The organism is Curtobacterium sp. P97 (assembly GCF_023712445.1).
Lineage (GTDB): Bacteria > Actinomycetota > Actinomycetes > Actinomycetales > Microbacteriaceae > Curtobacterium.
Genome location: NZ_JAMAYF010000004.1, coordinates 157,823 through 182,585, shown reverse-complemented (window position 1 = coordinate 182,585; position 24,763 = coordinate 157,823). Strand labels below are relative to the sequence as shown.

The following is a 24,763-nucleotide window of genomic DNA, read 5'->3' as shown; positions in this document are numbered from 1 at the left end:
GGCGCCGCGTCCGGACCCAGTGTCGGCAACGACCGATCAGTTCCGCTGCCAGAACGATCACTCCGGTCATTCGCAGTGATCGTTCTGGCGCATGATGGGTCCATGGACAACGACTCGCCGGACGTCGGCCGCAAGCGGCGGGACCGGATGCGGGACATCCTCGAGCGGGTGCGCGAGCAGGGCTCGACGAGCACCGACGAGCTGATCCGGGCCTGCGGCGTCTCGGCGGCCACGGTCCGACGCGACCTCGGTGAGCTCGAGGCGCGCGGTCTCGTCGTGCGCAGCTACGGCCGGGTCGAGTCCGTCGGCGCGCTCCCGGAGCTGCCCGTCGTGATGCGTGCCTCGGAGGCCGACGCCGCCAAGCGCGCGGTCGGTCGGCTCGCCGCACGGCTCCTGCCCCCGGGGCGACAGGCCGTCGCGGTCAGCGGCGGGACCACCACGAAGGAGGTCGTGCGGGCGCTCGGCGACCGGAACGGCCTGACGGTGATCACGAATGCCGTGACCATCGCGCTCGAGGTCTCGCGCAGCCCGCGGGTGAAGACGATCCTGACCGGCGGCACGCTCCGCGCCACCTCGCTCGAGGCGGTCGGTCCCCTGGCCGAGGCCGCGTTCGCGGCGTTCAAGGTCACGACGGCGTTCCTCGGCACGGACGGCATCAGCGCGGCCGGCGGCGTCACCACGCACGACGACACCGAGGCGCGGACGAACGGCGTGATGGTGACGCACGCCGACCGCGTGGTCGTGGTGTGCGACGGCTCGAAGGTCGGGCGGCAGACGATGGCGCGGATGGCCGACATCGGCGACGTGTCGGTCCTGGTGACCGACGAGCACGCCCCGGCGGAGGCGCTCGAGCAGATCGCCGCGGCCGGGGTCGAGGTCCTCATCGCCTGAGCGCTCCACGCCCGAACGCGCACTCGTCCTGCGCGTTTCGCGAGGCTGCGTGGTGGTCGTGCCCACCGCGCCCTACCGTGGGGCCCGGCCGGCGAACCCCGTCGAGGCCGCGCACCCGGACGCCGCAGGAGCCCGCGTCGGGACGCGTGACCTCCCACCCCTCCGTGCCCTCTGCCACCCGCCGGGTGGCCCCGACCGTCGTCCCTCGGCGGTACCCCGAACGAAGGGCTTCCCATGACCCGCATCGTGTTCGTCGGCGCCGGGAGCGTCGTCTTCACGCGACAGCTGCTCGCCGACCTCCTCCGGTACGACGACCTCCCCGAGCTGGACCTCCGGCTGTTCGACGTCGACGAGCGTCGCCTCGCCGTCGCCGAGGCCACCGCCCGCCAGGTGAGCGAGCGCCTCGGCCGGCCGGTCACCCTCACGGCGACGACCGACCGACGCCGCGCCCTCGCCGACGCGGACTTCGTCGTCGACATGGTGCAGATCGGCGGGATCGCCGCGACCCGGACCGACCTCGAGATCCCGGAGCGGTACGGCCTGCACCAGACCATCGGTGACACCACGGGGGTCGGCGGCGTCTTCCGTGCCCTCCGCACCTTCCCGTTCCTCACCGAGCTGACCGCGGACATGCGCGAGGTCGCCCCGGACGCGGTCCTGCTCAACTACACGAACCCGATGGCGATGAACATCTGGTGGGCGGACACCGTCGCGCCGGACATCACGGCGCTCGGGCTCTGCCACAGCGTCTACTGGACCGCGCACGACCTCGCCGGACTCCTCGACCTCGACGTCGAGCAGACTCGGTTCCGCGCAGCAGGCGTCAACCACCAGTCGTGGTTGCTCGAGTGGACGCACGAGGGCGAGGACCTGTACCCGCGGCTCCGCGAGCGCATCCGGCAGGACCCGGAGCTCGAGCGGCGGGTACGGGTCGAGGTGTTCAAGCGGATCGGCTCCTACCCGACCGAGACGAGCGAGCACTCCTCCGAGTACCTGTCGTGGTTCCTCCGCTCGCCGGAGCAGGTCGACCGGTTCCGCCTGCGTCCGCTCGAGTACGTCGGCATCTCCGAGGACAACGTCGCCGAGTTCGAGGCCGCCGAGCGCGACCTGGCGGCCGGCCGACCCGTGCAGCTCGAGGAGGGCGCCTCGGAGTACGCCCCGCAGGTCATCCACTCGCTGGTCACCGGCACCGAGCGCGAGATCCACGCGAACGTGCCGAACAGGGGCCTGATCGACAACCTGCCGGACGGGTGCGTCGTCGAGGTCCCGACCACGGTCGGCGCTGGCGGCATCGCACCGATCCCGATGGGGGCGCTCCCCGTGCAGGCAGCGGCGCTGAACCGGCCGTACGTCTCCGTGAACGAGCTCACCGTGCACGCCGCGCGGACGGGTGACCCGGTCGCGATCCGGCAGGCGGTGCTCATGGACCCGAACGCGTCCTCGACGCTCACGCCCGAGCAGATCTGGGAGCTGTGCAACGACCTCGTCGTCGCCCACGGGGACCTGCTGCCGGAACCGCTGCGCGCGACGATCCCCGCACGCGGGATCTGAGCTCGCCGGCCGACGCACCACTGACGACGAAGGAGTCCGCAGTGACACGCACCACCAGCAGCAGCACACGCACCAGCAGCAGCACACGCACCGCCCGCCGCCGCACCGGACGCGGCGCGCTCGCCGTCGCGATCGCGGTCGCCGCGACGGTCCTCACCGGCTGCGCACCGCAGGGTGCCACCGAGCTCGACACCACGGCACCGGTCCACCTGACCATGTGGTCGGGCCAGAGCGACGAGGCGGCGAAGCTCCTGCAGGTGCTCGTCGACGAGTACGAGGACGAGCACCCGAACGTGACGATCGACATGTCCTCCGGGGCCTCGTCGACCGACGAACTGCTCCAGAAGCTCGCGGCGTCGTTCGCCGGGAACGACTCACCCGACATCTCGTACACCTTCGGGTCGTGGGCGAGCCAGCTCGAGCGATCCGGGCGGACGCTCGACCTGCGCGCCGAGGCGGAGGACCCGGACACGCACTGGGACGAGTTCTCCCCGGCGGCTCGCGGCACCGCGCAGCCGACCGGGCGGAAGGTGATCGGCTTCCCCGCGGTCGTCGACAACATCTCGCTCTTCTACAACAAGACCGTCTTCGACGCCGCCGGTGAGCCGTACCCGACGGCGGACTGGGACTGGTCGGACTTCCGTCGCGCCGCGAAGGCGTTGACGGACCGGGACAGCCAGACCTTCGGCTACGGCTACTCGGTCTCGGGCAGCGAGGAGACCACCTGGCAGATGTGGCCGCACCTCTGGCAGAACGGCGGTTCGATCCTGTCCGAGGACGGCGAGCACGCCGCGTTCGACTCGAAGGCCGGCGTCGACGCCCTGGAGTTCATGCGGTCCATGGCCGTGACCGACCGCAGCGTGTACCTCGACCAGACGGACACGAAGTTCGCCCAGCTGTTCGAGAGCGACCGCGTCGGCATGATCACCTCCGGTCCGTGGGAGCTCTCCGCCCTGCAGACGGCCGGGACCTCCTACGGCGTGGTGCGGCTCCCCGGCACCGACGGTGACCACCAGACGGTGTCCGGGCCGGACCTCTGGACCCTCTTCGACAACCACGACGTGAACCGCGCGTACTGGGCGAAGGACTTCACGAAGTGGCTGACCTCGCCCGAGCAGGACGAGCGGTTCAACGTCGCCGTCGGCAACCTGCCGCTGCGCTCGAGCGAGGCCGACAGCGAGGCGTTCCGCAAGCAGGTCGACGCCCTGCCCGGACTCGACGTGATCCAGGCGAACTCCGCCAACGCGAAGCAGGTCCGCCCGACCCTGCCCGGCTACAACGGCCTGTCCGAGGCGTTCGGCAACGCGGTGTCCCGCGTGCTGCAGGGCGAGGGCGAACCGGCCGAGGCACTCCGGCAGGCGACCGTCGCCGCCGACAAGGCACTCCGTCAGGGCTAGGAGGCCCCCGTGACCACTCCCGCACTCCGCACCCGTCCGACCACCGACACCGCGCCGCCGCGGCCACCGCGCCGACGTCGATCGGCCGCCGCCCGCGAGGGCCTCACCGGCTGGGGCTTCGTCGCCCCGGCCCTGGCGGTCGTCCTCGGCCTCACGATCTTCCCAGGGGTCTGGGCGCTCGTCCTCTCCTTCCAGCGCTGGGACGGCTTCAGCCCGCCGTCCTTCGCCGGCATCGAGAACTACCAGGACCTGGCCACCGACGCGAGCGCGCTCGCGGCCGCCGTGCACACCCTGCTGTACACGGTCCTGTTCGTCCCCGCGTCCCTGCTGCTCGGACTCGCCCTGGCCGTCGCGCTGAACCGGCGCATCCGGTTCATCGGGCTGTACCGCACGGCGATCTTCGTGCCGTTCGTGGCCTCGGCCGCGGCGACGGGCATCCTGACCACCTACCTGTTCAGCCCGCAGTTCGGCATCGTCAACAACGTGCTCCGCGTGCTGCACGTCCCGCCCCAGGGCTGGCTCGAGGACCGCGCCGAGGCGATGGTCGTGATCGTCGTCATGTCCCTGTGGGGGCAGGCGGCCTTCACGACCGTCATCTACCTCGCCGCCCTGCAGGACGTCCCCGGTGACGTGCTCGAGGCGGCCCGGATCGACGGCGCGAACAACTGGCAGACGTTCTGGCGCGTGGTGTGGCCGCAGCTGGCGCCCGTCACCGCGTTCGTCGGGATCTACCAGACCCTGCAGGCCGTGCAGCTCTTCGACCTCGTCTACGCCACCACCCGAGGCGGACCGCTCGACGCGACCCAGACGATCGTCTACTACCTGTGGAAGACGGCCTTCCAGAACCTGCAGTTCGGCTACGGGTCCGCCATCGCCTACGGCATGTTCTTCGTCACCCTCACCGCGACCGTGATCGTCACGCTCGTGCAGCGCCGAGCCGGAAGGAACGCGTCACGATGACCGTCGAGACCCGAGTACTCGAGACCCCGAACCGGCCGGCCGCCGTCGCGACACCGGCGGAGCGCACCACGCCCCGTCGTCGACGTCGCCTGCCGTTCAGCCCGTGGCACCTCCTGCTCGCACCGGTGGCGCTCCTCTTCCTGCTGCCGTTCATCGAGATGTTCACGACGTCGCTCGAACCGGCGTCGGAGATCAACAAGTTCCCGCCGTCGTTCCTCCCGACGCAGTTCACGCTGTCGGGCTACACGCGCCTGTTCGCCGAGTCGGACATCCTGCACTGGCTCCTCAACACGGTCATCGTGTCGGCGTCGGCGATCGTCTCGCACCTCGTCCTGTGCTCGCTGGCCGGGTACGGGTTCGCGCGCCTGCGGTTCCCGGGGCGGACGTTCGGGTTCCTGGCGATCCTCGCGACGATCATGATCCCGTCGCAGCTGCTCATGATCCCGACCTACGTCATGTTCGCCCGGTTGCACCTCGTGGACAGCCTCGGTGCCGCGATCGTGCCCTGGCTCGCCTCGGCGTTCGGCATCTTCCTGATGCGGCAGTTCTTCCTGTCCCTGCCCGCCGAGCTCGAGGAGGCCGGCCAGATCGACGGGTGCACCCGCCTGCAGGTGTTCTTCCGGATCGTGCTGCCGCTCGCCCGTCCCGCGTTGGCAACGCTCGCGATCTTCACGCTGCTCGGGTCGTGGAACGACCTGGTCTGGCCGCTCGTGGCGATCAACGACGCCGACTCGTTCACGCTGCAGCTCGGTCTGACGAACTTCCAGGGGGCGCGGCGGACCGACTGGTCGCTGCTGATGGCGGGGAACGTGGTCGCCACGCTGCCGCTGATCCTGCTCTTCCTGGTGGCGCAGAAGCAGTTCGTCGCGACGATGGCCTCGGCCGGTCTGAAGGGCTGAGCAGCACGGACGACGGGAGGCACGGTGCTCACGGGCACCGTGCCTCCCGTCGTCCGTGCGGGCGGTCCGCAGGCACGGCTGCCGGCCGGGAGGCGCGGGTCCGCCCGGAACCGAGCCGCCGGCTGGGCGCGGACTGCCGGCCGGGAGGCGCGGGTCGGCTCGGTACCACGCCTCCCGTCCTGCGCACGGACGGACCGGAGCCGCGGGGCGGGCCGGTACCGTGCCTCCCGTCCGGGCGCATCGGCCGTCCACGCGGCCGCAGCGACCACGACGGAGCGCCCCTCGGATCCCGAGGGGCGCTCCGTCCGGTGGCCGTGTCGGCCACCGCTCACTTCAGGCCGGAGGACGCGAGACCGTCGATCACCCGCCGCTGCAGCACGATGAACAGGATCAGCACCGGGGCCATCGCCATCAGGCTCGCCGCCATGAGCAGGGGGTAGTCGATGGTCCGGTCGCTGGACAGGGTCGCGAGCCCGGCGGCGAGCGGCATGTCCTCGGCGCGGGTGGAGACCACCAGCGGCCAGAGCAGCTCGTTCCACGACCAGAGCACGGTCGTGATCGCGAGCACGCTGATCGACGGGCGGGCGAGCGGCAGCATGATCCGCCAGAAGGTCTGGAACGGGTTGGCTCCGTCCATGCGTGCCGCCTCCTCGAGCTCCGCGGGCATGTTGAGGAACGCGGTCCGCATCAGGAAGGTGCCGAAGGCGCTGAACAGGCCCGGTGCGACGATGCCGGCCAGGCTGTCCAGCCACCCGAGGCCCTGGACGATCTGGTACTGCGAGATCAGGTAGACCTGCGACGGCACCAGCAGGATCGACAGCACGATCCCGAGGATGACCGCGCGGCCGCGGAACCGCATGCGGGCGAACGCGTACCCGGCCAGGGTGCACAGCACGATCTGCGCCAGGGTGCGGATCAGGGTCACCCAGATCGAGGTCGCGAGCTGGTCGAGGAAGGGGAGCCGTTCGAACACCCGGGCGAAGTTGCTCCACTGCAGCTCACCGGGCCAGAAGGTCGGCGTCGGCGAGGTCACCTGCGCGTTCGTCGACAGCGCCATGACGATCTGCCACAGGAACGGGAACGCCATGACGAACCCACCGATGCCGAGCACCACGTGGATCCACCAGTGGCTGCCCCCGCGGCGCCCCGGACGCGTCGTCGTCTGCGCCCGGCTGCGGCTCGCCGCCCTCGTGACCGCCGCGACCTTGCTGCCGCGCGCTTCGATGATGCCGGTCATGACTGGACCCACTTCCGCTGGACCCGGAACTGCACGACGGTGATGATGCCGATGAGCACGAAGATCACCATCGCGATGGCAGCCGCGAAGCCCTTGTCGTTGTCGATGAACCCGGCGTTGTAGAAGTAGAAGACGAGGGACATCGTCTTCGGGATGACCGGGTTGGTGGAGCCGAGGATCGCGTAGAGCAGGTCGAACAGCTGGAAGCTCGAGATCGTGGTGACGACGAGCACGAAGAAGATGCTCGGGGTCAGCAGCGGCACGGTGAGCGCGTGGAACTGGCGCCAGCGACTCGCACCGTCCAGCTCTGCGGCCTCGTACAGCTCGGGTGGGATGTCCTTGAGCCCGGCACCGAGGATGATCATCGAGAAGCCGAGCGACGACCACAGACCGACGAGGGACACCGCGACGAGCGCGAAGCCCGGGGTGGAGATCCAGTACGGGCCGTCGATGCCGACCAGCCCGAGGAACCAGTTCACGATGCCGAAGTCGCCGTTGTACATGATGCGCCACACCAGGGCGATCGCGGCGGGCATCGCGACGTAGGGCAGGAAGAACAGCACGCGGTAGAACTGTGCGAAGCGCAGGCCCGGCGTGTTCAGCAGGCTCGCGAGCCAGACCGCGATCGGGATGCCGAGCAGGACGATCACCGTGTAGACGATCGTGTTGACCAGCGACTGGTACAGCTGCGGGTCGGTCAGCAGGCGCCCGTAGTTCGCCAGGCCCGTGAAGGTGGCGCCGCCGAACACGCCCCAGCTCGTGAACGAGTACCAGAACGTCTGCAGGATCGGCCAGATGAAGAACGTGCCGACGCCGATGAGCAGCGGCAGCACGAACAACCACGGCCAGATGCCGTCGGTGCGTCGTGCCCGCGACGGTCGCGAGGGGCCGTCGGGACTGGTGTCGGGCGGTGCGGACACCTGTGTGGCGTCCGGTTGCTGGGTGTTGATCGTCATCAGGTCGCTCCTCGGCCAGGGCGGTCGGATCGGGTGGTCCGTGCGGTGCGGATGGGCGGACGGGACGGAGCCGGCCGGCCGGGCGCGGGCCCGACCGACCGGCTCGTCGTCACTCCTTCGCGAGTGCTGCGTCCATCTCCTGGGCGAGCTGCTCCGTCACCTGGTCGACCGGCTCGGAGCCGTCGAAGGCGCTCGGCAGCAGGTTCGTCTCGAGGGTGTTCCACGCGGCGGTGTTCTTCGACACCGGCAGCGGCTTCGCGTAGTCGACCGCGTCGAGGAAGACCTGCAGGTCCGCGTCGGGCATGGTCTTCGTGAAGGCGTCCTGCGTGCCCTCGTACGCCGGGATGACCGCGCCCATGTCACCCTGCTGCTGCTGTGCCGGCTTGCTCGCCAGGTACGCCTGCAGTGCCTGGGCGGCGGCCTTGTCCTTCGACCCCTCGGCGACGACGTTCGAGACGCCGTGGATGACGGTCGCCTGCTCCTTGCCCTTCGGCAGCGGGTAGACGACGACGTCCTGCTCCATGTCGGTGCCGATCAGCGCCGACCGGAACCAGCTGCCGCCCTGGTACATCGCGAGCTTGCCGGAGGTGAACCACTGGTCCGCCGTGGTGTCGGTCAGTTGCTTGATCGTCGGCGAGGCGCCCGAGTCGATCAGGTCGGTCCAGAAGCGGATGCCCTCCTGAGCGGCCTTCGTGTCGTACTCCGACTTCCCGTCGTCGACGACGGATCCACCGGCCTGGAAGATCGTGTCGTAGTAGGTGGTCTGTCCGTCCATGCCGCCGGCGGCGCCGTACGCGCCGTCGCCCTGCAGCTTCTGCGACAGTTCGGCGGCGGTGTCCTGGAAGTCCTGCCACGTCCAGTCCTTCGACGGCATCGCGACGCCGGCCTGCTCGAACAGGGCCTTGTTCACCCAGACGCCGATCGTGTCGAAGTCCTTCGGCACGCCGTACTGCTTGCCGTCGTAGGTGTACAGGTCGTCGAGCGCCTTCGAGTACTTCGACGGGTCGATCGCGCCCGACTCCACGGCGCCGGTGATCGGTGCGAGCTTTCCGTTGCCCGCGTAGAGCTGGAAGTTCGGGCCGTTCATCCAGAACAGGTCGGGCAGCGTGTTGCTGGAGCCCTGTGTCTGCAGCTTCGTGAAGTAGTTGGCGTACGGCGTGACGTCGACGTTGACGGTGATGTCCGGGTACTCCTCGTTGAAGCCCTTGATGTTCGCCTTGATCGCGTCGACCTGGTTCTGGTCCCACACGGCGTACGTCAGGTCGGCCTTCGTGTCCTTCGCGACGGTGCCCGTCCCGGAGTCGGAGCCGGCGGACGAGGCGCTGCTGCACCCGGCGAGGAGGGCGACGGCGCTGACCGCGGCAGCGAGACCGAGCAGGGCGCGGCGGCGACCGCGGCCGTGACGGGGGGAGGGGAGGGTCATCGGGTGTTCCTTCCGGAGAGGTCGTCGCGGCCGGCGGCCGAGAAGTGACGGATCGTGGCATCGGGGAGGGGCGGCACGTCGAGCGGGACGGAGCCGTTGCGGAGCGAGCGGGTGGCGAGTGCGCCGGCGGCGACCGCCATGCGCGCCGCGATCGGGGACAGCGTCGTCGGCTCGCCGAGGGCCACCGAGCGGAGGAACTCGGTCATCGTGAGGAGGTCGGCGTCGGCGTGACCGTCCTCGACGCCGTCGACGGGGTACTCGACGTCACCGGTGACGTCCCAGTTGCGGCGGTGGGTCCACACCTTGACGACACCACCGCCGGTGTCGCCGACGTTCTCGAGCCGTCCGTGGGTGCCGATCACCGTGTAGTTGCGCCAGTAGTCGGGCGTGAAGTGGCACTGCTCGTAGCTCGCCTGCACGCCGTTGTCGAGCGTCATCATCACCATCGAGACGTCCTCCACGTCGACGACGGGGTTCAGGCCGGTCTGCTCGGCGGGCGGCCAGTTGTCGAACGAGAACCAGTCGGTCATGAGCTCGTCGCTGCGGTCCCGCCGGTCGGTGACGTCGCCGTACACGGAGAGCGACCCCATCCCGACGACCCGGCTCGTGTACGCACCGGCGAGGGCGTGCACGACGTCGAGGTCGTGGCTCGCCTTCTGCAGCAGGAGGGAGTTCACGCGGCTGCGGTCGGCATGCCAGTCCTTGAAGTAGTAGTCGCCGCCGTTGCCGACGAAGTGGCGGACCCACACCGCCTTGACCTCGCCGATCTCACCGCGGGCGATCACCTCGCGCATGAGTCGGACGACGGCGGCGTGCCGGAAGTTGTGGCCGACGTACAGGGGCGTCCCGGTCTCGGCGGCGGTGTTCAGGACGGCGTCGGCGTCCTCGACCGTGATCGCCAGGGGCTTCTCGAGGTAGACGGCGATGCCGGCACGGAGCAGGTCGATCGCGATCTCGGCGTGGGTCCAGTCCGGGGTGGTGACGATCGCCGCGTCCACGAGGTTCGGCACGCCGTCCGAGCCGATCAGTGCCCGGTGGTCGGCGACCACCTCGGCCTCCGGCCAGTGCGCGGCGGCACGTGTCCGGCCGCCCTCCGTGGTGTCGGCGGCGGCCGTGATCCGGGCGTCCACGCCGTCGGCGTCCAGCCCCGCAGCGGCCACGTGGTCGGCGATGGCCGACCGCTGGCCGATGCCGACGACGCCGACCCGGAGCAGGCGTGTGCTCGTGGTGGTCATCTCGCTCCCTTGCGTGATTGTGACGGCAATGATGCCAAATCGATCATGAGTGCACAATAAGCACGCACGGCTCGATCACGGAAGCGTGCATCCGAGGTTGTTACATGTCGGCAACGTCACGACGACGGGAGACGACGGCACCGGCCGACCACGGCTGCGCAGCCGACGACGTCGACGACGACGGACGGATCCGAGGTGACCGCAGCCGTGGGGCGTCAGCTCGCGACGACGAGTTCCACGCCGGCGGACGCCAGGTCTGCGGCGAACGACGCCGGCACCGCCTGGTCCGTGACGAGCACGTCGATGCGGTCGAGCGGGCAGATGCGCGCGAAGGTGGAGCGCTCGATCTTCGTCGAGTCGGCGACCACGATGATCCGCCGTCCGACCGACGCGAAGTGCCGGCTCACCTCGGCCTCGCCCTCGTGCATGGTCGTGGCGCCGTACTGGCCGGACAGCCCGTCGACCCCCAGCACGACGACGTCGAGCGCGAACCCGTCGAGGGTGTCGCGGACCGTCGGGCCGATGAGCTCGTACGACTGCCGCCGCGCCACACCGCCCGTCACGACGATCTTCACGTTGGCGCGGACCGACAGCTCGTAGCCGATGTTCAGGGCGTTGGTGACGATGGTGATGCCGCACTCGCCGTCGGCGCGGATGAAGCGCTCGGACTTGCCGAGCTCCCGCGCGACCTCGGTGGTCGTCGTCCCGCCGTTCAGGCCGACGGTGTCCCCCGGGGAGACGAGCGCGGCGGTCGCCCGGGCGATGGCGGTCTTCGCCTCGGCCTGCCGGGCGATCTTGTACTGCAGCGGCAGCTCGTACCCCGCGCCCAGCGCTGCGGCCCCACCGTGGGTGCGTGTGACGAGCCGCTGGTCCGCCAGGGTCGTGAGGTCGCGCCGGGCGGTCGCCGCGGAGATGCCGAGCGCCTCGCCGATCTCGGCGATGGAGACGTTCCCGCGGTCGCTCACGAGCTCGAGGAGCGCGTTGAGCCTCTGCTGCGGGGTCATGGCGTCATCCTACGGGCGTGCTCGCACCGCGATGTGAGCGGAAATGATGAGCGTTGTTTGCACCGATCACGATCGGTCGGCAGGCTGTCGGCGTCCGATCAGTCCCGATCGGCACGACCGGAGGGCTCGCGATGACCGCGAACGGTGCAGCGCTCGGCATCGACGTCGGGGGCACGACCATCAAGGTGCGCCTGGTCGCCGACGACGGGCGGGTGCTCGAGGAGCAGCGTGTCCCGACGCCCCGGGACGACCCGCAGGCCACCGCGCTGGCCGAGCTCGTCGCGACGCTGGGACAGCGGGCCCGGACGGTCGCCCGGCGACGGGGGACGGAACTCGGGGCGATCGGTCTGGTCGTCCCCGGGGTCGTCGACGAGGACGCCGGCCGATCGGTGCTCTCCGTGAACCTCGGCTGGCGGGACGTGCCGGTCCGGGCGCGGGTCGACGACGCCCTGCGCGCGGCGGGCGTGGACGCCGTCCCGCTCGCCTTCGGCCACGACGTCCGGGCCGGAGCGCTCGCCGAGGTCCGGGCCGCCGGTCCGGGAGCGGCCCCGGGCGGTCTGCTCGCCACCGACATCGACACCGACACCGACACCCTCGCCGCGCTCGGCCGTGGCACCGTCGCCTTCGTCCCCGTGGGGACCGGCCTGGCGAGTGCCCTGGTCGTCGACGGCCGGGTCGTGCCGGGCGGCGGGTGGGCCGGGGAGATCGGCCAGGTCCGGATCCGGGACGGCGCGCACGCGGGCCTCCGGGTCGAGGAGGTCGCCTCGGCCGGCGCCGTCGCACGCCGCAGTGGTGCTCCGAGCGCCCACGACGCGATGCTCCGGGTGCTCGACGGGGACCCGGTCGCCCGACGGGCGTGGGACGACTGCGTCGACGTGCTCGCCGACACCCTGGCCTGGCTGACGGCCGTCGCGGGGTGCCACACCCTGATCGTCGGCGGCGGGCTGGCGCAGTCCGGGCCGCTGCTGTTCGACCCGCTGCGCGCCGCCGTCGCGGACCGCCTCGCCGGGGTCCGACTGCCCGAACTCGTGGGGGCGCGCCACGGCGATGCGGCCGGCGCCATCGGTGCGGTGCTGCTCGCCCGCCAGGCGCAGGCCAGCTCGGCGCGTGCCGCGTCGGTGCGTGCCGGGTCGGTGCCGGACGTGGCGGTGACCGCGTGACCGTCCTCGTCCGCGCCCCACGGATCGTCACCGCCGCGGTCGACCTGTCGGAGGCGTGGCTCGCCGTCGAGGACGGCCGGGTCGCCGCGGTCGGCACCGGTGCGGCACCGGTGCACGACCGTGTGGTCGAGGCGCCGGGCACCGTCCTGCCGGCCTTCGTCGACCTGCACGCGCACGGTGCCCTCGGGCACGACTTCGCCTCGTGCTCGGTCGCCGAGGCCCGGGCGGCCGCCGACCACCACGCCGCGCGGGGGACCACCCGCCTGGTGGCGTCGATCGCGACGGGCACGGTGCCGGACACGGTCGCTGCCCTGCACCGCCTGCGACCGCTCGTCGACGACGGCACGCTCGCCGGACTGCACCTCGAGGGGCCCTGGCTCGCACCCGCCCGCCGGGGTGCGCACGCCGCGCAGCTGCTGCACCCGCCGACCCCCGACGAGGTCGACCTGTTCGTGGACGCCGGCGGTGCGGCGCTCCGCATCGTCACCCTCGCGCCCGAGCTGCCGGGTGCGCTCGACGCGGTCCGGCGACTGGTGGCGGCGGGCATCGTCGTCGCGATCGGGCACACCGACGCCGACGGTGACCAGGTCCGGGCAGCGGTGGACGCCGGTGCGACCCTCGTCACGCACCTGTTCAACGGGATGCCGCCGCTGCACCACCGTGCGCCCGGCCCGGTCGGCGTCGCGCTGTCGGACGAGCGTCTCACCGTGGAGTGCATCGTGGACGGCCACCACCTCGACCCGGTCACCGTCGACGTCGTGCGCGGAGCCGCGGGCGACCGCCTCGTGCTCGTCTCGGACGCCATGGCCGCGACCGGCTGCCCCGACGGCAGCTACCGGATCGCCGGCTCGGAGGTCGTCGTCTCCGACGGAGTCGCCCGGCTCGCGGACTGCTCGTCACTGGCGGGGAGCACGATCACGGTGGCGGACGCCGTCGCTCGCTTCGTCGACGGTCGTCCGGACCGGCTGCCGGCGGCGGTGCACGCGTCCTCCGCACGGGCGGCGTCGGTGCTCGGTCTGCGTCCGCCGCTCAGCGTCGGATCCGCCGCCGACCTCGTGGTGATCGGACCCGACGGGCGGATCCACCCGCTGCCGCTCGGACCGGCCGCCTGACCGAGCGCGGCCGCCCGCCCGGGCGGCCCGTGTCACGGAGCCGGCGCCGCCGGACGGGAGGCGCGGTGCCGGCCCGACACGCGCCTCCCGTCCGGATCAGCGACGTGCCGGCGGGCCGCACGCCGCGCCGACGACCGGACACCGGTTGCCGTCGAGCTCGTCGGTGTACTCGTCGCCGTCACCGAGCAGCACGTGCCGGTACGCCTCGTCGTCGATGGGTTCCGCGGAGCGCACGGCAGCCTCGAGCAGGCTGTCGTCGACCTCCGGCAGGGCGCTGACGGCCACGAGCGTGTCGCCCACGACCGCGGCGACCTCGTGGCCGTGTTCGCTCGTCCGCCGCACGACCCCTCCGTCCTCGTCGCACGACGTCTCCGCCTCGGAACCGCCCCCGGGGGCGACGCCCTCGATCGGTCGGCCGCACGGCGGGGTCGTCGCGGCGAGCGTGACGACCGTCAGGTCGGATCCCGACGCGTCGCCGGGTGCGTGCGCCTCCTCGGCAGGCGAGGAGAACACCTGCAGGAACCCCGGTAGCCGCTGCTCGATGTTCGCCTCGTACACGGAGCCGTACCCGTCGGGGGAGATCGTGACGGGCCGGAAGTCCGCGCCGATGGCGACCTGCGCCCGCGCGATGGCCTGCTCGTCCCGTTGCACGTCGCTCCCGTGGACGCGGACGCCGACCGCGACGACCACCGCGACGACCGCGACCGCGGCGCCCGTCCCCAGGACGGCGCCGAGCTTCCGCAGGACTCCGCGGTGCACGAGCATCGCCGGGACCGCGGCGACGACCGCGCCCACCAGGTACGGCGTGGGCGTGGACGCGAGGAGCGGGAACGTCGGCTCGGGGCCGGCGAGGGCAGCGGGCAGCAGCGCCGCGACGAGGACCGCGGGGACGAGGACGAGGCCCGCAGCACCGAGCCACGCCGTCCGGCGACGCCGGGTGGCGAGGACCGCCAGACCGCCGAGTGCTCCGCACGCCACGACCGTGTGGACCAGCAGCGCCACGAGGCCGGGTACGCCGACGAAGAACGTGAGGAGGGCGGCCGCGCGCGCGAGGTGTGCGGCGCCGACGCCGATCGCCGTCGCGCCGAGCACGTGCACCCAGGGGTGCGTCCTGGTCTGCTCGCTGGTCGTGTCGCCCACGCTGTGCCCCCGTCCGTCGGACCCCCTGTCCGACCGAGCCGATCCTCGCACGCCGCGTGCCGTCGCGGTCGGGCCGGGTCGTCAGCGGGGCGAGGGTCGGAACCAGCGGATCAGCTCGCGGAGCGCCGGCAGCGAGCTGATCTGCGTTCCGTCCGCGGCGTCGAGGTCGTCGAAGGTCGTCCGGTAGCCCGGGGCCTGCTCGACGTCGGTGTCCTCGGCCGGGTAGCCCATCGTCCACTCCGGGAACTGCCGCTCCTCGATGAGCTCCTCGGTGAGCACCGTGACCTTGGTGTGCCGGTCGTCGTGCTTGATCGTCGCCATCTTCGCGCGGACCGCCTGGTCCGGACCCTCGAGCAGCTGCAGGAAGTAGCCGTTCCGGAAGAGCAGGACGCCGGTGATGTCGTTCTCCGCGTTCGCCCGCCGACTCTGCGCGAGCAGGCCGGCGAGGTCGTCGTCGTCGAGGGATCGGGTGGCGACACTCGAGTAGATGAGGGACAGCATCGGGGCTCCTTGGTGGCGGTCGTGCCGGGTCCGTCAGTCAACTCCGCGGCACCCGTGCGTCCACGGACCACCGGGGGACGAGCGGACAGGCCGACGTCGCACGGCCGTCGGCTCTGGGAGGCTGGTGCCATGGACCCCGTCATCGTCATCGGAGAAGCCCTGGTCGACGTGGTCGACCGCCCCGAGGGGCGCGTCGAGCACCCGGGCGGGAGCCCGATGAACGTCGCCGTCGGCGTCGCTCGCCTCGGCCGGGCCGCACGGCTCGTGTGCGCGCTCGGCGACGACGACCACGGCGGTTCGATCCGGGCGCACGTCGGCGCGAGCGACGTCGAGGTCGACGCGACCGCGATCGAACGCACCTCCACCGCCGTCGCGACGATCGGCGACGACGGCGGTGCGTCCTACGAGTTCGACCTCGACTGGCGCCTCGACCCGGTGCAGGTGCCGGTCGGCACGCCGCTCGTGCACGTCGGCTCCATCGGTGCTGTGCTGGAGCCGGGCGCACGGACCGTGCTCGAGGCGCTCCGTACCCGCCCGACGGACGCCCTCGTCTCCCTCGACCCGAACGTCCGTCCGTCGATCACGCCCGACCGGGATGCCGTGCTCGCCACCCTCGAACCGCTGTTCGCCGAGGCCGACGTGATCAAGCTCAGCGACGAGGACGCCGCGTGGCTCTGGCCGGACCGCAGCGTCGACCAGGTCCTCGACGGGCTGCTGGCGCACGGGGCGGCGCTCGCCGCGGTGACGCTCGGCGGGTCGGGCTGCGCGATGGCGTCCGCCCGCGCGCGGACCACCGTGCCGGCGCCGCGCGTCGAGGTCGCGGACACGATCGGCGCGGGTGACTCGTTCATGGCGGGGCTGCTCGCAGGCGTGCTCGCACGGGGATCCGCGCCCACCGGCCTCGACACCGACGAGCTCGGACGCCTGGCGTCGCTCGCGCTGGCCTGTGCCGCCGTCACGGTGTCCCGCCCGGGCGCGGACCCACCCGTCCGGGCCGAGCTCGACACGGACGCCGCCGGGGTCCTGGGCGCCTGACCGCTCGTCGCCCTGCCCCTCGCCCGGGCCGGACGTACGGGGCAGCGACCGGTGCTCGCCACGGGTGAGCCTCGCGTCGCCCGCACAACGGGGAGCACGTGGCGCCGCGGATCGACGTGGCGCGAGGTGCTCCCGGTTGTGCGCGAGCACATCGCACCGGCAGCCGACCACCGACCGCGCGACCGCCGACCGCGCGACCGCTGCGGCCCGCGCGGGCGCACGGTCGCGCACCGGCCGGGCCCCCCGCCGTCAGGCGTGCGCGGCGAGGAACGCGTCGGTCTCCGCGCCCGTCGGAGCCGTCGCCGGCCCCTGCCGTGTCACCGCGAGTGCCGCCGCGGCATTGGCACGCCGGACCGCGTCGACCAGCGAGTGACCGCGCGCCAGGGCAGCGACGAGCACACCCCCGTGGGCGTCACCCGCGCCGTTCGAGTCCACCGCGTCGACGGGGAACCCGGGCACCAGGACCGGGGCGCGCCCCGGCTCGGCGACCCAGCAGCCCGCTGCGCCGTCACGGGCCAGCGCGGTGCCGCGGGCGGATGCGGCGATCGCCGCGACCGCCTCGGGGAGTCCCGCGGCGGTCGGTGCCATGAGCCGTGCCTCCCGGCCGTTGGCGCTGACCACGTCCGCGCGCGCCGTGACGGGGCCGAGCACCGCCGGGGGCAGCGTGTCGACCAGCGGTGACGGGTCGAGCACGACACGGACGGAGTCGGGCACCGTCGTCAGCCAGTCGGCGATGGCCGGACCGTTGACGGCGTGCGCGAGGCCGTAGCCGGAGACGACGACCGTGTCGTCCGGCCGGAGCGCGACGCGGTCGAGGTCCGCGCGGCCGAGCCGGCCCTCGGCGCCGACGCTCGTCACGAAGGTGCGCTCGGTGGAGGCGTCGACGAGTGCGACGCAGTACCCACTGTCGACGTCGTCGAGCCCGGGCTGCAGGACCTCGACGCCCGAGTCGACGAGCGCCGCACGGACGACGTCGCCGAACGGCCCGGTGCCGTACTGCCCGGCGAACACCACGGGCAGGCCGTCGCGGACGGCGGCGACCATCGTGTTGAGCCCGCCGCCCGCGGTGATCTCCGACGCCGAGGCGATGACGTCACCGCCGGGCTCGGGGATCGCGTCCACGCGCAGGACGATGTCGACGACGACGTTGCCGACCGAGACGAGGCGGCTCACGCGCGCTCCTCGGGAGCGTGCAGCTGGCCGCGGGCACCGCCGGTGAGCAGGTACACGAGGGCGGCGACGACGAACGTCACGATCCACCCGAGGCCGTTCGCGCCGATCCAGCTGTCCGAGAGTGCTCCGACGAACACGGGGTCCGCGTCGCCGACCTGCACCGAGGTGAAGAGGAAGCCGACGACGATCGCGACGACCCAGGCGGCGAGGGCGCCCCAGGCGACGCCGCCGCGGTACCAGTAGCGGCCTCCGGCGCGGAGGTCGAGCAGCGCGGCCGGGTCGTACCAGCGTCGCTTCGCCATGTCGGCGATGAACACCCCGAGCCAGGCGGTGATCGGCACCGCGAGCACCGAGATGAACGTGATGAAGGGCGCGTAGAAGCCGTCGGCGACGAGCATGAAGTACATCGCGCCGAGGGTCGTGACGACCACGTCGACGCCGACCGCCCACACGCGGGGCACCTTGATGCCGAGGGTCAGCGTGGTGAGGCTCGCCGAGTACACCGACAGGTGGTTCGACAGCAGCAGTCCGCCGAAGGCCGCGACCAGGTACGGGATCGCCATCCAGCTCGGCAGCAGGTCGCGGATCGCCGCCACCGGGTCACCGGCCTGCGCGAGGGTGGGGTCGCCGGCGGAGACGAGGGCGCCGAGACCGACCAGGACCACGAGGGGGATGCCCGCGCCGGCAGCGCTGGCGCTGATCAGGGCGCCCGCCTTCACCGAGGTGCGCGTGTACCGGGCGATGTCCGCACCGGCGGTCGCCCACCCGATGCCGGTGCCCGCGGCGATGGTGCCGATGCCGATCACCATCGCGGCGACCGGGCCCGCGGGCTGCGACCCGACGACGTCCCAGTCGACACGCAGCACCAGGAACACGGCGACGAAGACGTTGAGGGCGCCGAACACCCACGTCGCCCACTTCTGCACGGCGACGATGAACGCGTGGCCGAGCCCGGAGACGAGCACGGTCGCGACGACGAACACGAGGATGGCGACGATCGTCAGCACCGGGTTCGCCTTCGCGTCGCCGTCGGTACCGAACAGGATCGTGAAGAGCGACAGCAGCACGAAGGCCGCGGTCGTCGTGTTCACGGTCTCCCACCCGAGGCGGGAGAGCAGCGACACCGCGGTCGGACCGATGTTCCCGCGCACGCCGAACACCGCGCGGCTCAGGGTCAGACCGGGAGCCCCGCCGCGGCGTCCGGCGATGGAGATCACCCCGACGACCGCGAAGGACCCGGCGGCGCCGATCACCGCGACGACGAGCGCCTGCCAGATCGTCAGCCCCTGGAACGCCACGAGCGTCGCACCGAGGGGGAGCCCGAGGATCGAGATGTTCGCGGCGAACCAGACCCAGAACAGGGCCCCGGGGGCGCCGTTCCGCTCGTCGTGGGGCACGGGCTCGATGCCGCGCTGTTCGACGCTCGTCAGCGTGCCGCTGGAGAGCGTGCCGCCGGAGCGCGTGGTGGTGTCCTGGGCCATGGGGTCCTCTTACGTCATCGGAAGGGTGCTGCGGGAGAGCGGGGTGCTCCTGGGGAGGGGTGGTGACCGGGCGGCGGCGGAGGGGGGACCGCCGCCGTCCGGGGTCGGGTCAGGCCCGGTGACGGAGTGCGAGCAGTCCGTCGACCAGCGGGCCGAGCTCGAGGTGGTTCACGGCCGTCACGGTGGTGACCGCGTCGACGGGCCAGGCGTCCGGACCGTGCACGGCACCGAGCACGGCACCGGCCATCGCGGCGATGGTGTCCGTGTCGCCGCCGATCGACGCGGCCGTGCAGAGCGTCTCCCAGGGGTCGAGGTCGAGCGCCACGAGGGCGAGCGCTGCGACGACCGACTCCTGGCTGGCGACGCTCGTGCCGACGAGCTGCGACACGGTGTCGATCCGGTCGTCGGCGGGGACGGTCGGCAGGAAGCCGCGCGCCCAGGTCGTCCTCGCAGCGATGTCCGCGCCCGCGACCCAGTGGCCGCGGCCCGCGCCGATCGTGGCGGCCGCAACCGCGGCGTCGAGCGCCTCGGTCCGGGAGGCGCCGCCGACGCCCGCGCTCACGGCGGCGGCGACGGCGCTCGCCCCGGCGATGCCGATCCCCGTGTCGTGGGTGACGCGCGACGCGTCCTGCACGGCGTCGACCAGACGGACGAGGTCACCGGAGGGCACGGCGATCCCGACCGGCGCGATCCGCATCGCGGCGCCGTTCGTCGTCCCCGTCGACCCGGCTTCGGACGCCGGGACGCCGTCGAGGATGCGCTGCACGGCCGTCTTCGTGCTGGGGCCGAGCAGGTCGAGCGAGCCCTTGGCCTGCATCGCGCGTTCCCAGGCGATGAGCGCCTCGGCGAAGCGGGTGGGGTCGATGTGCCCGTCACCCTCGACGAGGAGCTCGGCGACCATGACCGCCTGCTCGGTGTCGTCGGTGATCGTGCCCGCGGGCATGCCGGCGGCGATCCGCTGGTGCGGTCCGGCGTCGACGAACCCGGAGATCGTGCCGTGGTCGGCTCGGATCTGCGCGAGGGACATCGACTGCGTGGGCATGCCGAGGGCGTCGCCGATCGCGAGGCCGGTCAGGGCGGCGAGGGCGTGGGTCTGGTCGTTCACGGTGTCCTGTCGAGTCGTCATCGTGCGGTCCCGAAGCGCATGTGCAGGCGGAAGCGGTCCGGGTCGAGGAGGCTGTCGACGCGCTCGACGAACGCGCCCTGGGCGGTGCGCGAGTCACGTCGGCTCCGGAGGAACGGGGTTCCCTCGGCGCGGTCGAGCAGGCGGGCGTCCTCGGCGTCGAGGGGCACGACGTCGACCCACTGCTCGGCGCTCGCCGGCACGAGGCCGGCCTCGGCGATGGTCGCCGTGAGCGAGTCCTCGACCAGTCCGTCGGTCGGTGCAGCGGCCAGGCGGCCGACGGCGGGCAGGATGCTCCGCTCGAGCGACACCGGCCGCCCGCCCACGACGGTGCGCAGCCGGTCGACCGCGACGAACGCCGCGTCCGCAGCGTCGACCTCGACCTGGAGGCCCGGGTCGTCCACGCGGGCGAGTCGCAGGATGCGGGTGGTCACCTCGGTGCCCGAGGCGGCGATCGACCGCGCCCAGCCACCCCGCGGGTCGAGGGCGGCGCCGTCGAACGTGACGACCGAGCCGACGCCCCCGTGGGTCGAGATGTACTCGTCGTCGGCCAGGTCGGCGAGGGCGGCGCGGACGGTGCCGCGGCTCACCGCGAAGCGGGCGGCGAGGTCGTGCTCGCCGGGCAGGCGCTCACCGGCGCGGTACCGGCCCGTCGCGATCGCGTCGCGGAGGGCGTCGGCGACGAGGCGTCGCTTCGATGAGACGGGCATGGACAGGAGTGTACATGTACAACGCCTGTCCAGTCACCGAGGCGATCACACGAGGTAGGGGTGGCGGGGTCCCCGGTGCCCCCGCGCCTCCCGTCCTCGTGTCCGTGCGTCCGGGGACTAGACCAGTGCGGTGAACGACGCGTCGCGCACGAGCAGCGTCGTCGCGTCGCCCTCGACGGCCTGGTCGTGGTCGCTCGACAGGCCGAGCGACCACGTGCCGCCGCCCGGCTTCTCGGGCAGCGTGAACTCGACGGTCGTCCCCGAGGCGTTCAGCAGCACCGCGACGGTGTCGTCGCCCTGCTGCAGCACCAGGATCACCGCGCGGTTGCCCGCGTCGGCCCAGTCGCCGTCCTCGAAGCCCTGCGCGTCCGCGCGGAGCACCTGCACCGTCGACTCCGAGTCACCGGGGGCCGTGCGGTACCAGAGCGGGCGGAGCGCCTCGTGCTGCTTGCGGAACGCGATCGCCGCGGTCGTGAAGGCGAGCAGGTCCTGGTCGGCGGCCTCCCAGTCGAACCACGAGATCTCGTCGTCCTGGCAGTACGCGTTGTTGTTGCCGCCCTGCGAGCGGGCGATCTCGTCGCCGCCGAGCATCATCGGGATGCCCGCGGAGAGCATGAGCGTGCCGAGGAAGTTCCGACGCTGGCGGTCGCGGTAGTCGTTCACCGCGCCGTCGTCGGTCGGGCCCTCGATGCCGCCGTTGAAGGACGTGTTGTTGCTCTCGCCGTCGTTGTTGTCCTCGCCGTTGGCCTCGTTGTGCTTCTCGGCGTACATCGTCAGGTCGGCCAGCGTGAAGCCGTCGTGCGCGGTGACGAAGTTCACCGAGCAGAGCGGGGAGCGACGGGAGCCCTCGTACACGTCGGGGGAGCCGAGCGTGCGCTGCACGGCGTCGCCGAGCGTGCCCTCGTCGCCGCGCCAGAACGCGCGGAGGTCGTCGCGGTACTTGCCGTTCCACTCCGACCAGTCGGCCGGGAACCCGCCCACCTGGTAGCCGGCGGTGTCCCACGGCTCGGCGATCATCTTCACCTCGCGGAGCACCGGGTCCTGGTGGATGATGTCGAGGAACGCGGAGTGCTTCTCGGCCTCGCCGTCCTGGCGGGTGAGCGTCGTCGCGAGGTCGAAGCGGAAGCCGTCGACGTGCATCTCCTCGACCCAGTAGCGGAGCGAGTCCGTGATGAGCCCGAGTGCGGACGGATGCGACACGTTGAGCGAGTTCCCCGTGCCGGTCGTGTCGAAGTAGTTCGCCTCGTCACCCTCGACCAGGCGGTAGTACGACTGGTTGTCGATGCCCTTGAAGGACAGCGTCGGGCCCATGTGGTTGCCCTCGGCGGTGTGGTTGTAGACGACGTCCATGATGACCTCGAGCCCCGCGGCGTGCAGGGCCTTGACCATCTCCTTGAACTCGGTGACCTGCTGGCCCGCCGTGCCCGAGGACGAGTACTCGTCGTGCGGGGCGAAGAAGCCGATGCTGTTGTAGCCCCAGTAGTTGCGGAGGCCCTTGTCGGCCAGGGTCGAGTCCTGCACGAACTGGTGCGTCGGCAGCAGTTCGACGGCCGTGACGCCCAGGTCGGTCAGGTGCTTGATCGCGGCCGGGTGCGCCAGGCCCGCGTACGTGCCGCGGATCTCCTCGGGCACGTCCGGGTGCTGCTTCGTGAAGCCCTTGACGTGCACCTCGTAGACGACGGTGTCGCGGTACGGGGTGTGGAGCAGCGTGTCGCCGTCCCAGTCGAACTCGCGGTCCGCGACGACGGACTTCGGCATGGCGCTCGCCGAGTCGGTCTCGTCGATCTGCTCGGGGTCCTCCATGTCGTGGCCGAAGAGGGCCTGGCCCCACTCGTACGAGCCGTCGACGGCGGTCGCGTAGGGGTCGAGCAGGAGCTTCGCGGCGTTGTGGCGCAGGCCGTTCGCCGGGTCCCAGGCGCCGTGCACGCGGAAGCCGTAGCGGGTGCCGACGGTCACGTCCGGCACGACGTCGTGGAACGTGTAGCCGGTGCGGTTGCGGAGCTCGGTGCGGTGCTCGGTGCCGTCCTCGTCGAAGCGGCAGAACTCGACCCGCTCGGCGGTGCTGGAGAAGAGCGCGACGTTGGCGCCCCCGTCGACGAGCGTGACGCCGAGCGGGGTGCGGGAGGAAGTGGTCATGCTCCCACTTGTAGTGGTCGGCGACTGTGTCCTCGGGTCGGTGACGTACCCCGGGCATGCCGGACCGACGACGGACGGGAGGCGCGGTGCCAGCTGGCACCGCGCCTCCAGACCGTCACGTCGTCACGACGTCACGTCGCCACGTCAGACCGTGGCGGTCGCCTCGTCGCGGTGCGGGAGCTTCCAGCCCGGGCGCACGAAGTGGCAGGTGTACCCCGCCGGGTACTTCTCGAGGTAGTCCTGGTGCTCCTCCTCGGCCTCCCAGAAGTCGCCAGCGGGCTCGACCTCGGTGACGACCTTGCCCGGCCAGATGCCGGAGGCGTCGACGTCCGCGATGGTGTCGAGTGCGACCTGGCGCTGCTCGTCGTTCGTGAAGTAGATCGCCGAACGGTAGCTGCGACCCACGTCGTTGCCCTGCCGGTCCTTCGTGGACGGGTCGTGGATCTGGAAGAAGAACTCGAGCAGGTCGCGGTAGGAGATCTGCGACGGGTCGAAGACGATCTCGACGGCCTCGGCGTGGTCGCCGTGGTTCCGGTACGTGGCGTTCGGGGTGTCGCCGCCGGAGTAGCCGACGCGCGTGCTGACGACGCCGGGTCGGCGGCGGAGGAGCTGCTGCGCTCCCCAGAAACACCCGCCGGCGAGGATGGCGGTCTCGGTCGTGGTCATGCTGGCCTCCTGGGCGTCGTCGTTGCCGCTGGCTGCGGCATCACCGGGTGCAACCGGCGACCCCGGGCGCGTGTTCCCGGGTCGTGGTCCATCGTGCGCCCCGGTCGTCGGTGCACGGACGGCCCACGTCCAGCCGGGCGCCACCGCGGGTGCGTCAGGCCCCGGCGCCGCCGTCCACCGGGATGCTCGCTCCGGTCACCATCGAGGCCCGGTCGCTGAGCAGCCAGGCCGCCACCTCGGCGACCTCCTCGGGGCGGGCCATCCTGCCGAGCGGTACCGAGGCGTCGATCTGCTCCGTGATCCCCGGGGTCGCCGCCTCCCACGCGGCGATCATGTCCGTCGCGGTGCCACCCGGGGTGATGCCGTTGACCCGGATGCCCTCGGGCGCCCACGTCACGGCTGCCGTCTCGGTGATGCTGTTCAGGGCGCGCTTCATCGCCCCGTAGGCCGGCAGTGCGGGGTTGGCCCGGCGGCTGCCGATGCTCGACGTGTTCACGATCGCCCCGCCGCCGGAGCGGCGCATCAGGGCGGCCTCGGCGGTCATCGCGACCCAGTGGCCCCGGAAGTTGACCGCGAACTGGGTGTCGATGTCCTCGTCGCTCGTGGCGTCCAGCGGGCCGGGCTGCTGGATCGCGGCTCCGTTGTTGAAGGCGCCATCGAGTCGCCCGTGCAGCTCGTCGACCCGGTCGACGGCGGCCCGGATGCTCGCCGGGTCGGCGAGGTCGAGCGCGACGGCGTCCGCGGTGCCGCCGGCGTCGCGGATCCCGGAGACGACGGTCTCGAGGGACCCGGTGCTCCGCGCGGCGAGGACGACTGCGGCGCCCTCGTCGGCGAAGAGCCGGGCGGCGGCGGCACCGATGCCGCGGCTGGCGCCGGAGACGAACACGACCTTGCCGGTGAGCAGGCCGTTCGGACGGGTGGTGGTGTGATCGTTCATGCCGTCAGCGTCCGTCCCGCGGTGGCCGCGTAGCCA

At 72.2% G+C, this 24,763-nt stretch carries 22 protein-coding genes; 8 read left to right on the top strand and 14 right to left on the bottom strand.

What is annotated here, in order from left to right; genetic code table 11:
- Positions 1-102 precede the first annotated feature (102 nt).
- The 5 genes from M3677_RS05855 to M3677_RS05835 all read left to right on the top strand — a co-directional run bounded on the left by M3677_RS05855 (position 103) and on the right by M3677_RS05835 (position 5,698).
- Positions 103-891: a DeoR/GlpR family DNA-binding transcription regulator gene (locus M3677_RS05855; RefSeq protein WP_066651508.1), complete on the top strand. Its 789-nt coding sequence runs from the start codon at positions 103-105 to the stop codon at positions 889-891.
- 234 nt (positions 892-1,125) lie between these two features.
- Positions 1,126-2,442 carry an alpha-galactosidase gene (gene melA / locus M3677_RS05850; RefSeq protein ID WP_066651509.1) on the top strand — a complete coding sequence of 439 codons (1,317 nt, stop codon included), beginning with the start codon at positions 1,126-1,128 and terminating at the stop codon, positions 2,440-2,442.
- Positions 2,443-2,483: 41 nt separating this feature from the next.
- Positions 2,484-3,839, top strand: coding sequence for an ABC transporter substrate-binding protein (locus tag M3677_RS05845; protein ID WP_251160021.1), 1,356 nt, complete (start codon positions 2,484-2,486; stop codon positions 3,837-3,839).
- A gap of 9 nt (positions 3,840-3,848) precedes the next feature.
- The gene (locus M3677_RS05840) at positions 3,849-4,799 is read left to right on the top strand and encodes a carbohydrate ABC transporter permease (protein ID WP_251160020.1); all 951 of its coding nucleotides are present in this window, start codon (positions 3,849-3,851) and stop codon (positions 4,797-4,799) included.
- Positions 4,796-5,698 (top strand): carbohydrate ABC transporter permease, encoded by a 903-nt coding sequence (locus M3677_RS05835; protein WP_251160019.1) that lies wholly within the window; start codon positions 4,796-4,798, stop codon positions 5,696-5,698. The genes M3677_RS05840 and M3677_RS05835 overlap by 4 nt, the downstream gene beginning before the upstream one ends.
- Before the next feature lie 328 nt (positions 5,699-6,026).
- Here the strand turns inward: M3677_RS05835 and M3677_RS05830 are convergent, their stop codons facing one another.
- From M3677_RS05830 to M3677_RS05810, 5 genes are all read right to left on the bottom strand, one after another.
- Positions 6,027-6,935 carry a carbohydrate ABC transporter permease gene (locus M3677_RS05830; RefSeq protein WP_251160018.1) on the bottom strand — a complete coding sequence of 303 codons (909 nt, stop codon included), beginning with the start codon at positions 6,933-6,935 and terminating at the stop codon, positions 6,027-6,029.
- Entirely contained in the window at positions 6,932-7,891 is a 960-nt protein-coding gene (locus M3677_RS05825) for a carbohydrate ABC transporter permease (protein ID WP_251160017.1), read from the bottom strand. The genes M3677_RS05830 and M3677_RS05825 overlap by 4 nt, the downstream gene beginning before the upstream one ends.
- A gap of 109 nt (positions 7,892-8,000) precedes the next feature.
- Positions 8,001-9,314, bottom strand: a complete 1,314-nt coding sequence (locus M3677_RS05820) for a sugar ABC transporter substrate-binding protein (RefSeq protein ID WP_251160016.1) — start codon at positions 9,312-9,314, stop codon at positions 8,001-8,003.
- Complete coding sequence (locus M3677_RS05815) at positions 9,311-10,549, bottom strand: Gfo/Idh/MocA family protein (protein WP_066651513.1); 1,239 nt, start codon at positions 10,547-10,549, stop codon at positions 9,311-9,313. Before M3677_RS05815 ends, M3677_RS05820 begins: the two co-directional genes overlap by 4 nt.
- A gap of 215 nt (positions 10,550-10,764) precedes the next feature.
- Positions 10,765-11,553 carry a DeoR/GlpR family DNA-binding transcription regulator gene (locus M3677_RS05810; RefSeq protein ID WP_251160015.1) on the bottom strand — a complete coding sequence of 263 codons (789 nt, stop codon included), beginning with the start codon at positions 11,551-11,553 and terminating at the stop codon, positions 10,765-10,767.
- 131 nt (positions 11,554-11,684) lie between these two features.
- Between M3677_RS05810 and M3677_RS05805 the strand changes: the two genes are divergently transcribed.
- Positions 11,685-12,713 carry an ROK family protein gene (locus tag M3677_RS05805; RefSeq protein ID WP_251160014.1) on the top strand — a complete coding sequence of 343 codons (1,029 nt, stop codon included), beginning with the start codon at positions 11,685-11,687 and terminating at the stop codon, positions 12,711-12,713.
- Positions 12,710-13,825 (top strand): N-acetylglucosamine-6-phosphate deacetylase, encoded by a 1,116-nt coding sequence (locus tag M3677_RS05800; protein WP_251160013.1) that lies wholly within the window; start codon positions 12,710-12,712, stop codon positions 13,823-13,825. The genes M3677_RS05805 and M3677_RS05800 overlap by 4 nt, the downstream gene beginning before the upstream one ends.
- Positions 13,826-13,921: 96 nt before the next feature.
- On the opposite strand, the gene M3677_RS05795 is transcribed toward M3677_RS05800, so the two are convergent.
- On the bottom strand, positions 13,922-14,965 hold the full coding sequence (locus M3677_RS05795; protein ID WP_251160012.1) for a hypothetical protein: 1,044 nt from the start codon (positions 14,963-14,965) through the stop codon (positions 13,922-13,924).
- 81 nt (positions 14,966-15,046) lie between these two features.
- Positions 15,047-15,466, bottom strand: coding sequence for a BLUF domain-containing protein (locus M3677_RS05790; protein ID WP_066651524.1), 420 nt, complete (start codon positions 15,464-15,466; stop codon positions 15,047-15,049).
- Positions 15,467-15,595: 129 nt separating this feature from the next.
- Here M3677_RS05790 and M3677_RS05785 point away from each other — a divergent pair, with 129 nt between their 5' ends.
- Positions 15,596-16,501 (top strand): carbohydrate kinase, encoded by a 906-nt coding sequence (locus M3677_RS05785; RefSeq protein ID WP_251160011.1) that lies wholly within the window; start codon positions 15,596-15,598, stop codon positions 16,499-16,501.
- 249 nt (positions 16,502-16,750) lie between these two features.
- Here M3677_RS05785 and M3677_RS05780 read toward each other — a convergent pair whose 3' ends face one another.
- The 7 genes from M3677_RS05780 to M3677_RS05750 all read right to left on the bottom strand — a co-directional run bounded on the left by M3677_RS05780 (position 16,751) and on the right by M3677_RS05750 (position 24,727).
- Entirely contained in the window at positions 16,751-17,674 is a 924-nt protein-coding gene (locus M3677_RS05780) for a PfkB family carbohydrate kinase (RefSeq protein ID WP_251160010.1), read from the bottom strand.
- Positions 17,671-19,155 carry a cytosine permease gene (locus M3677_RS05775; protein WP_251160009.1) on the bottom strand — a complete coding sequence of 495 codons (1,485 nt, stop codon included), beginning with the start codon at positions 19,153-19,155 and terminating at the stop codon, positions 17,671-17,673. Before M3677_RS05775 ends, M3677_RS05780 begins: the two co-directional genes overlap by 4 nt.
- Positions 19,156-19,264: 109 nt before the next feature.
- Positions 19,265-20,281 carry an ADP-ribosylglycohydrolase family protein gene (locus M3677_RS05770; protein WP_209684535.1) on the bottom strand — a complete coding sequence of 339 codons (1,017 nt, stop codon included), beginning with the start codon at positions 20,279-20,281 and terminating at the stop codon, positions 19,265-19,267.
- On the bottom strand, positions 20,278-20,988 hold the full coding sequence (locus M3677_RS05765) for a GntR family transcriptional regulator (protein ID WP_209684533.1): 711 nt from the start codon (positions 20,986-20,988) through the stop codon (positions 20,278-20,280). The genes M3677_RS05770 and M3677_RS05765 overlap by 4 nt, the downstream gene beginning before the upstream one ends.
- Positions 20,989-21,105: 117 nt before the next feature.
- Positions 21,106-23,124 carry a glycogen debranching protein GlgX gene (glgX, locus tag M3677_RS05760; RefSeq protein WP_209684531.1) on the bottom strand — a complete coding sequence of 673 codons (2,019 nt, stop codon included), beginning with the start codon at positions 23,122-23,124 and terminating at the stop codon, positions 21,106-21,108.
- A gap of 144 nt (positions 23,125-23,268) precedes the next feature.
- Complete coding sequence (gene msrA, locus M3677_RS05755) at positions 23,269-23,790, bottom strand: peptide-methionine (S)-S-oxide reductase MsrA (protein WP_251160008.1); 522 nt, start codon at positions 23,788-23,790, stop codon at positions 23,269-23,271.
- 154 nt (positions 23,791-23,944) lie between these two features.
- On the bottom strand, positions 23,945-24,727 hold the full coding sequence (locus M3677_RS05750) for an SDR family NAD(P)-dependent oxidoreductase (protein ID WP_209684528.1): 783 nt from the start codon (positions 24,725-24,727) through the stop codon (positions 23,945-23,947).
- Positions 24,728-24,763: the final 36 nt, after the last annotated feature.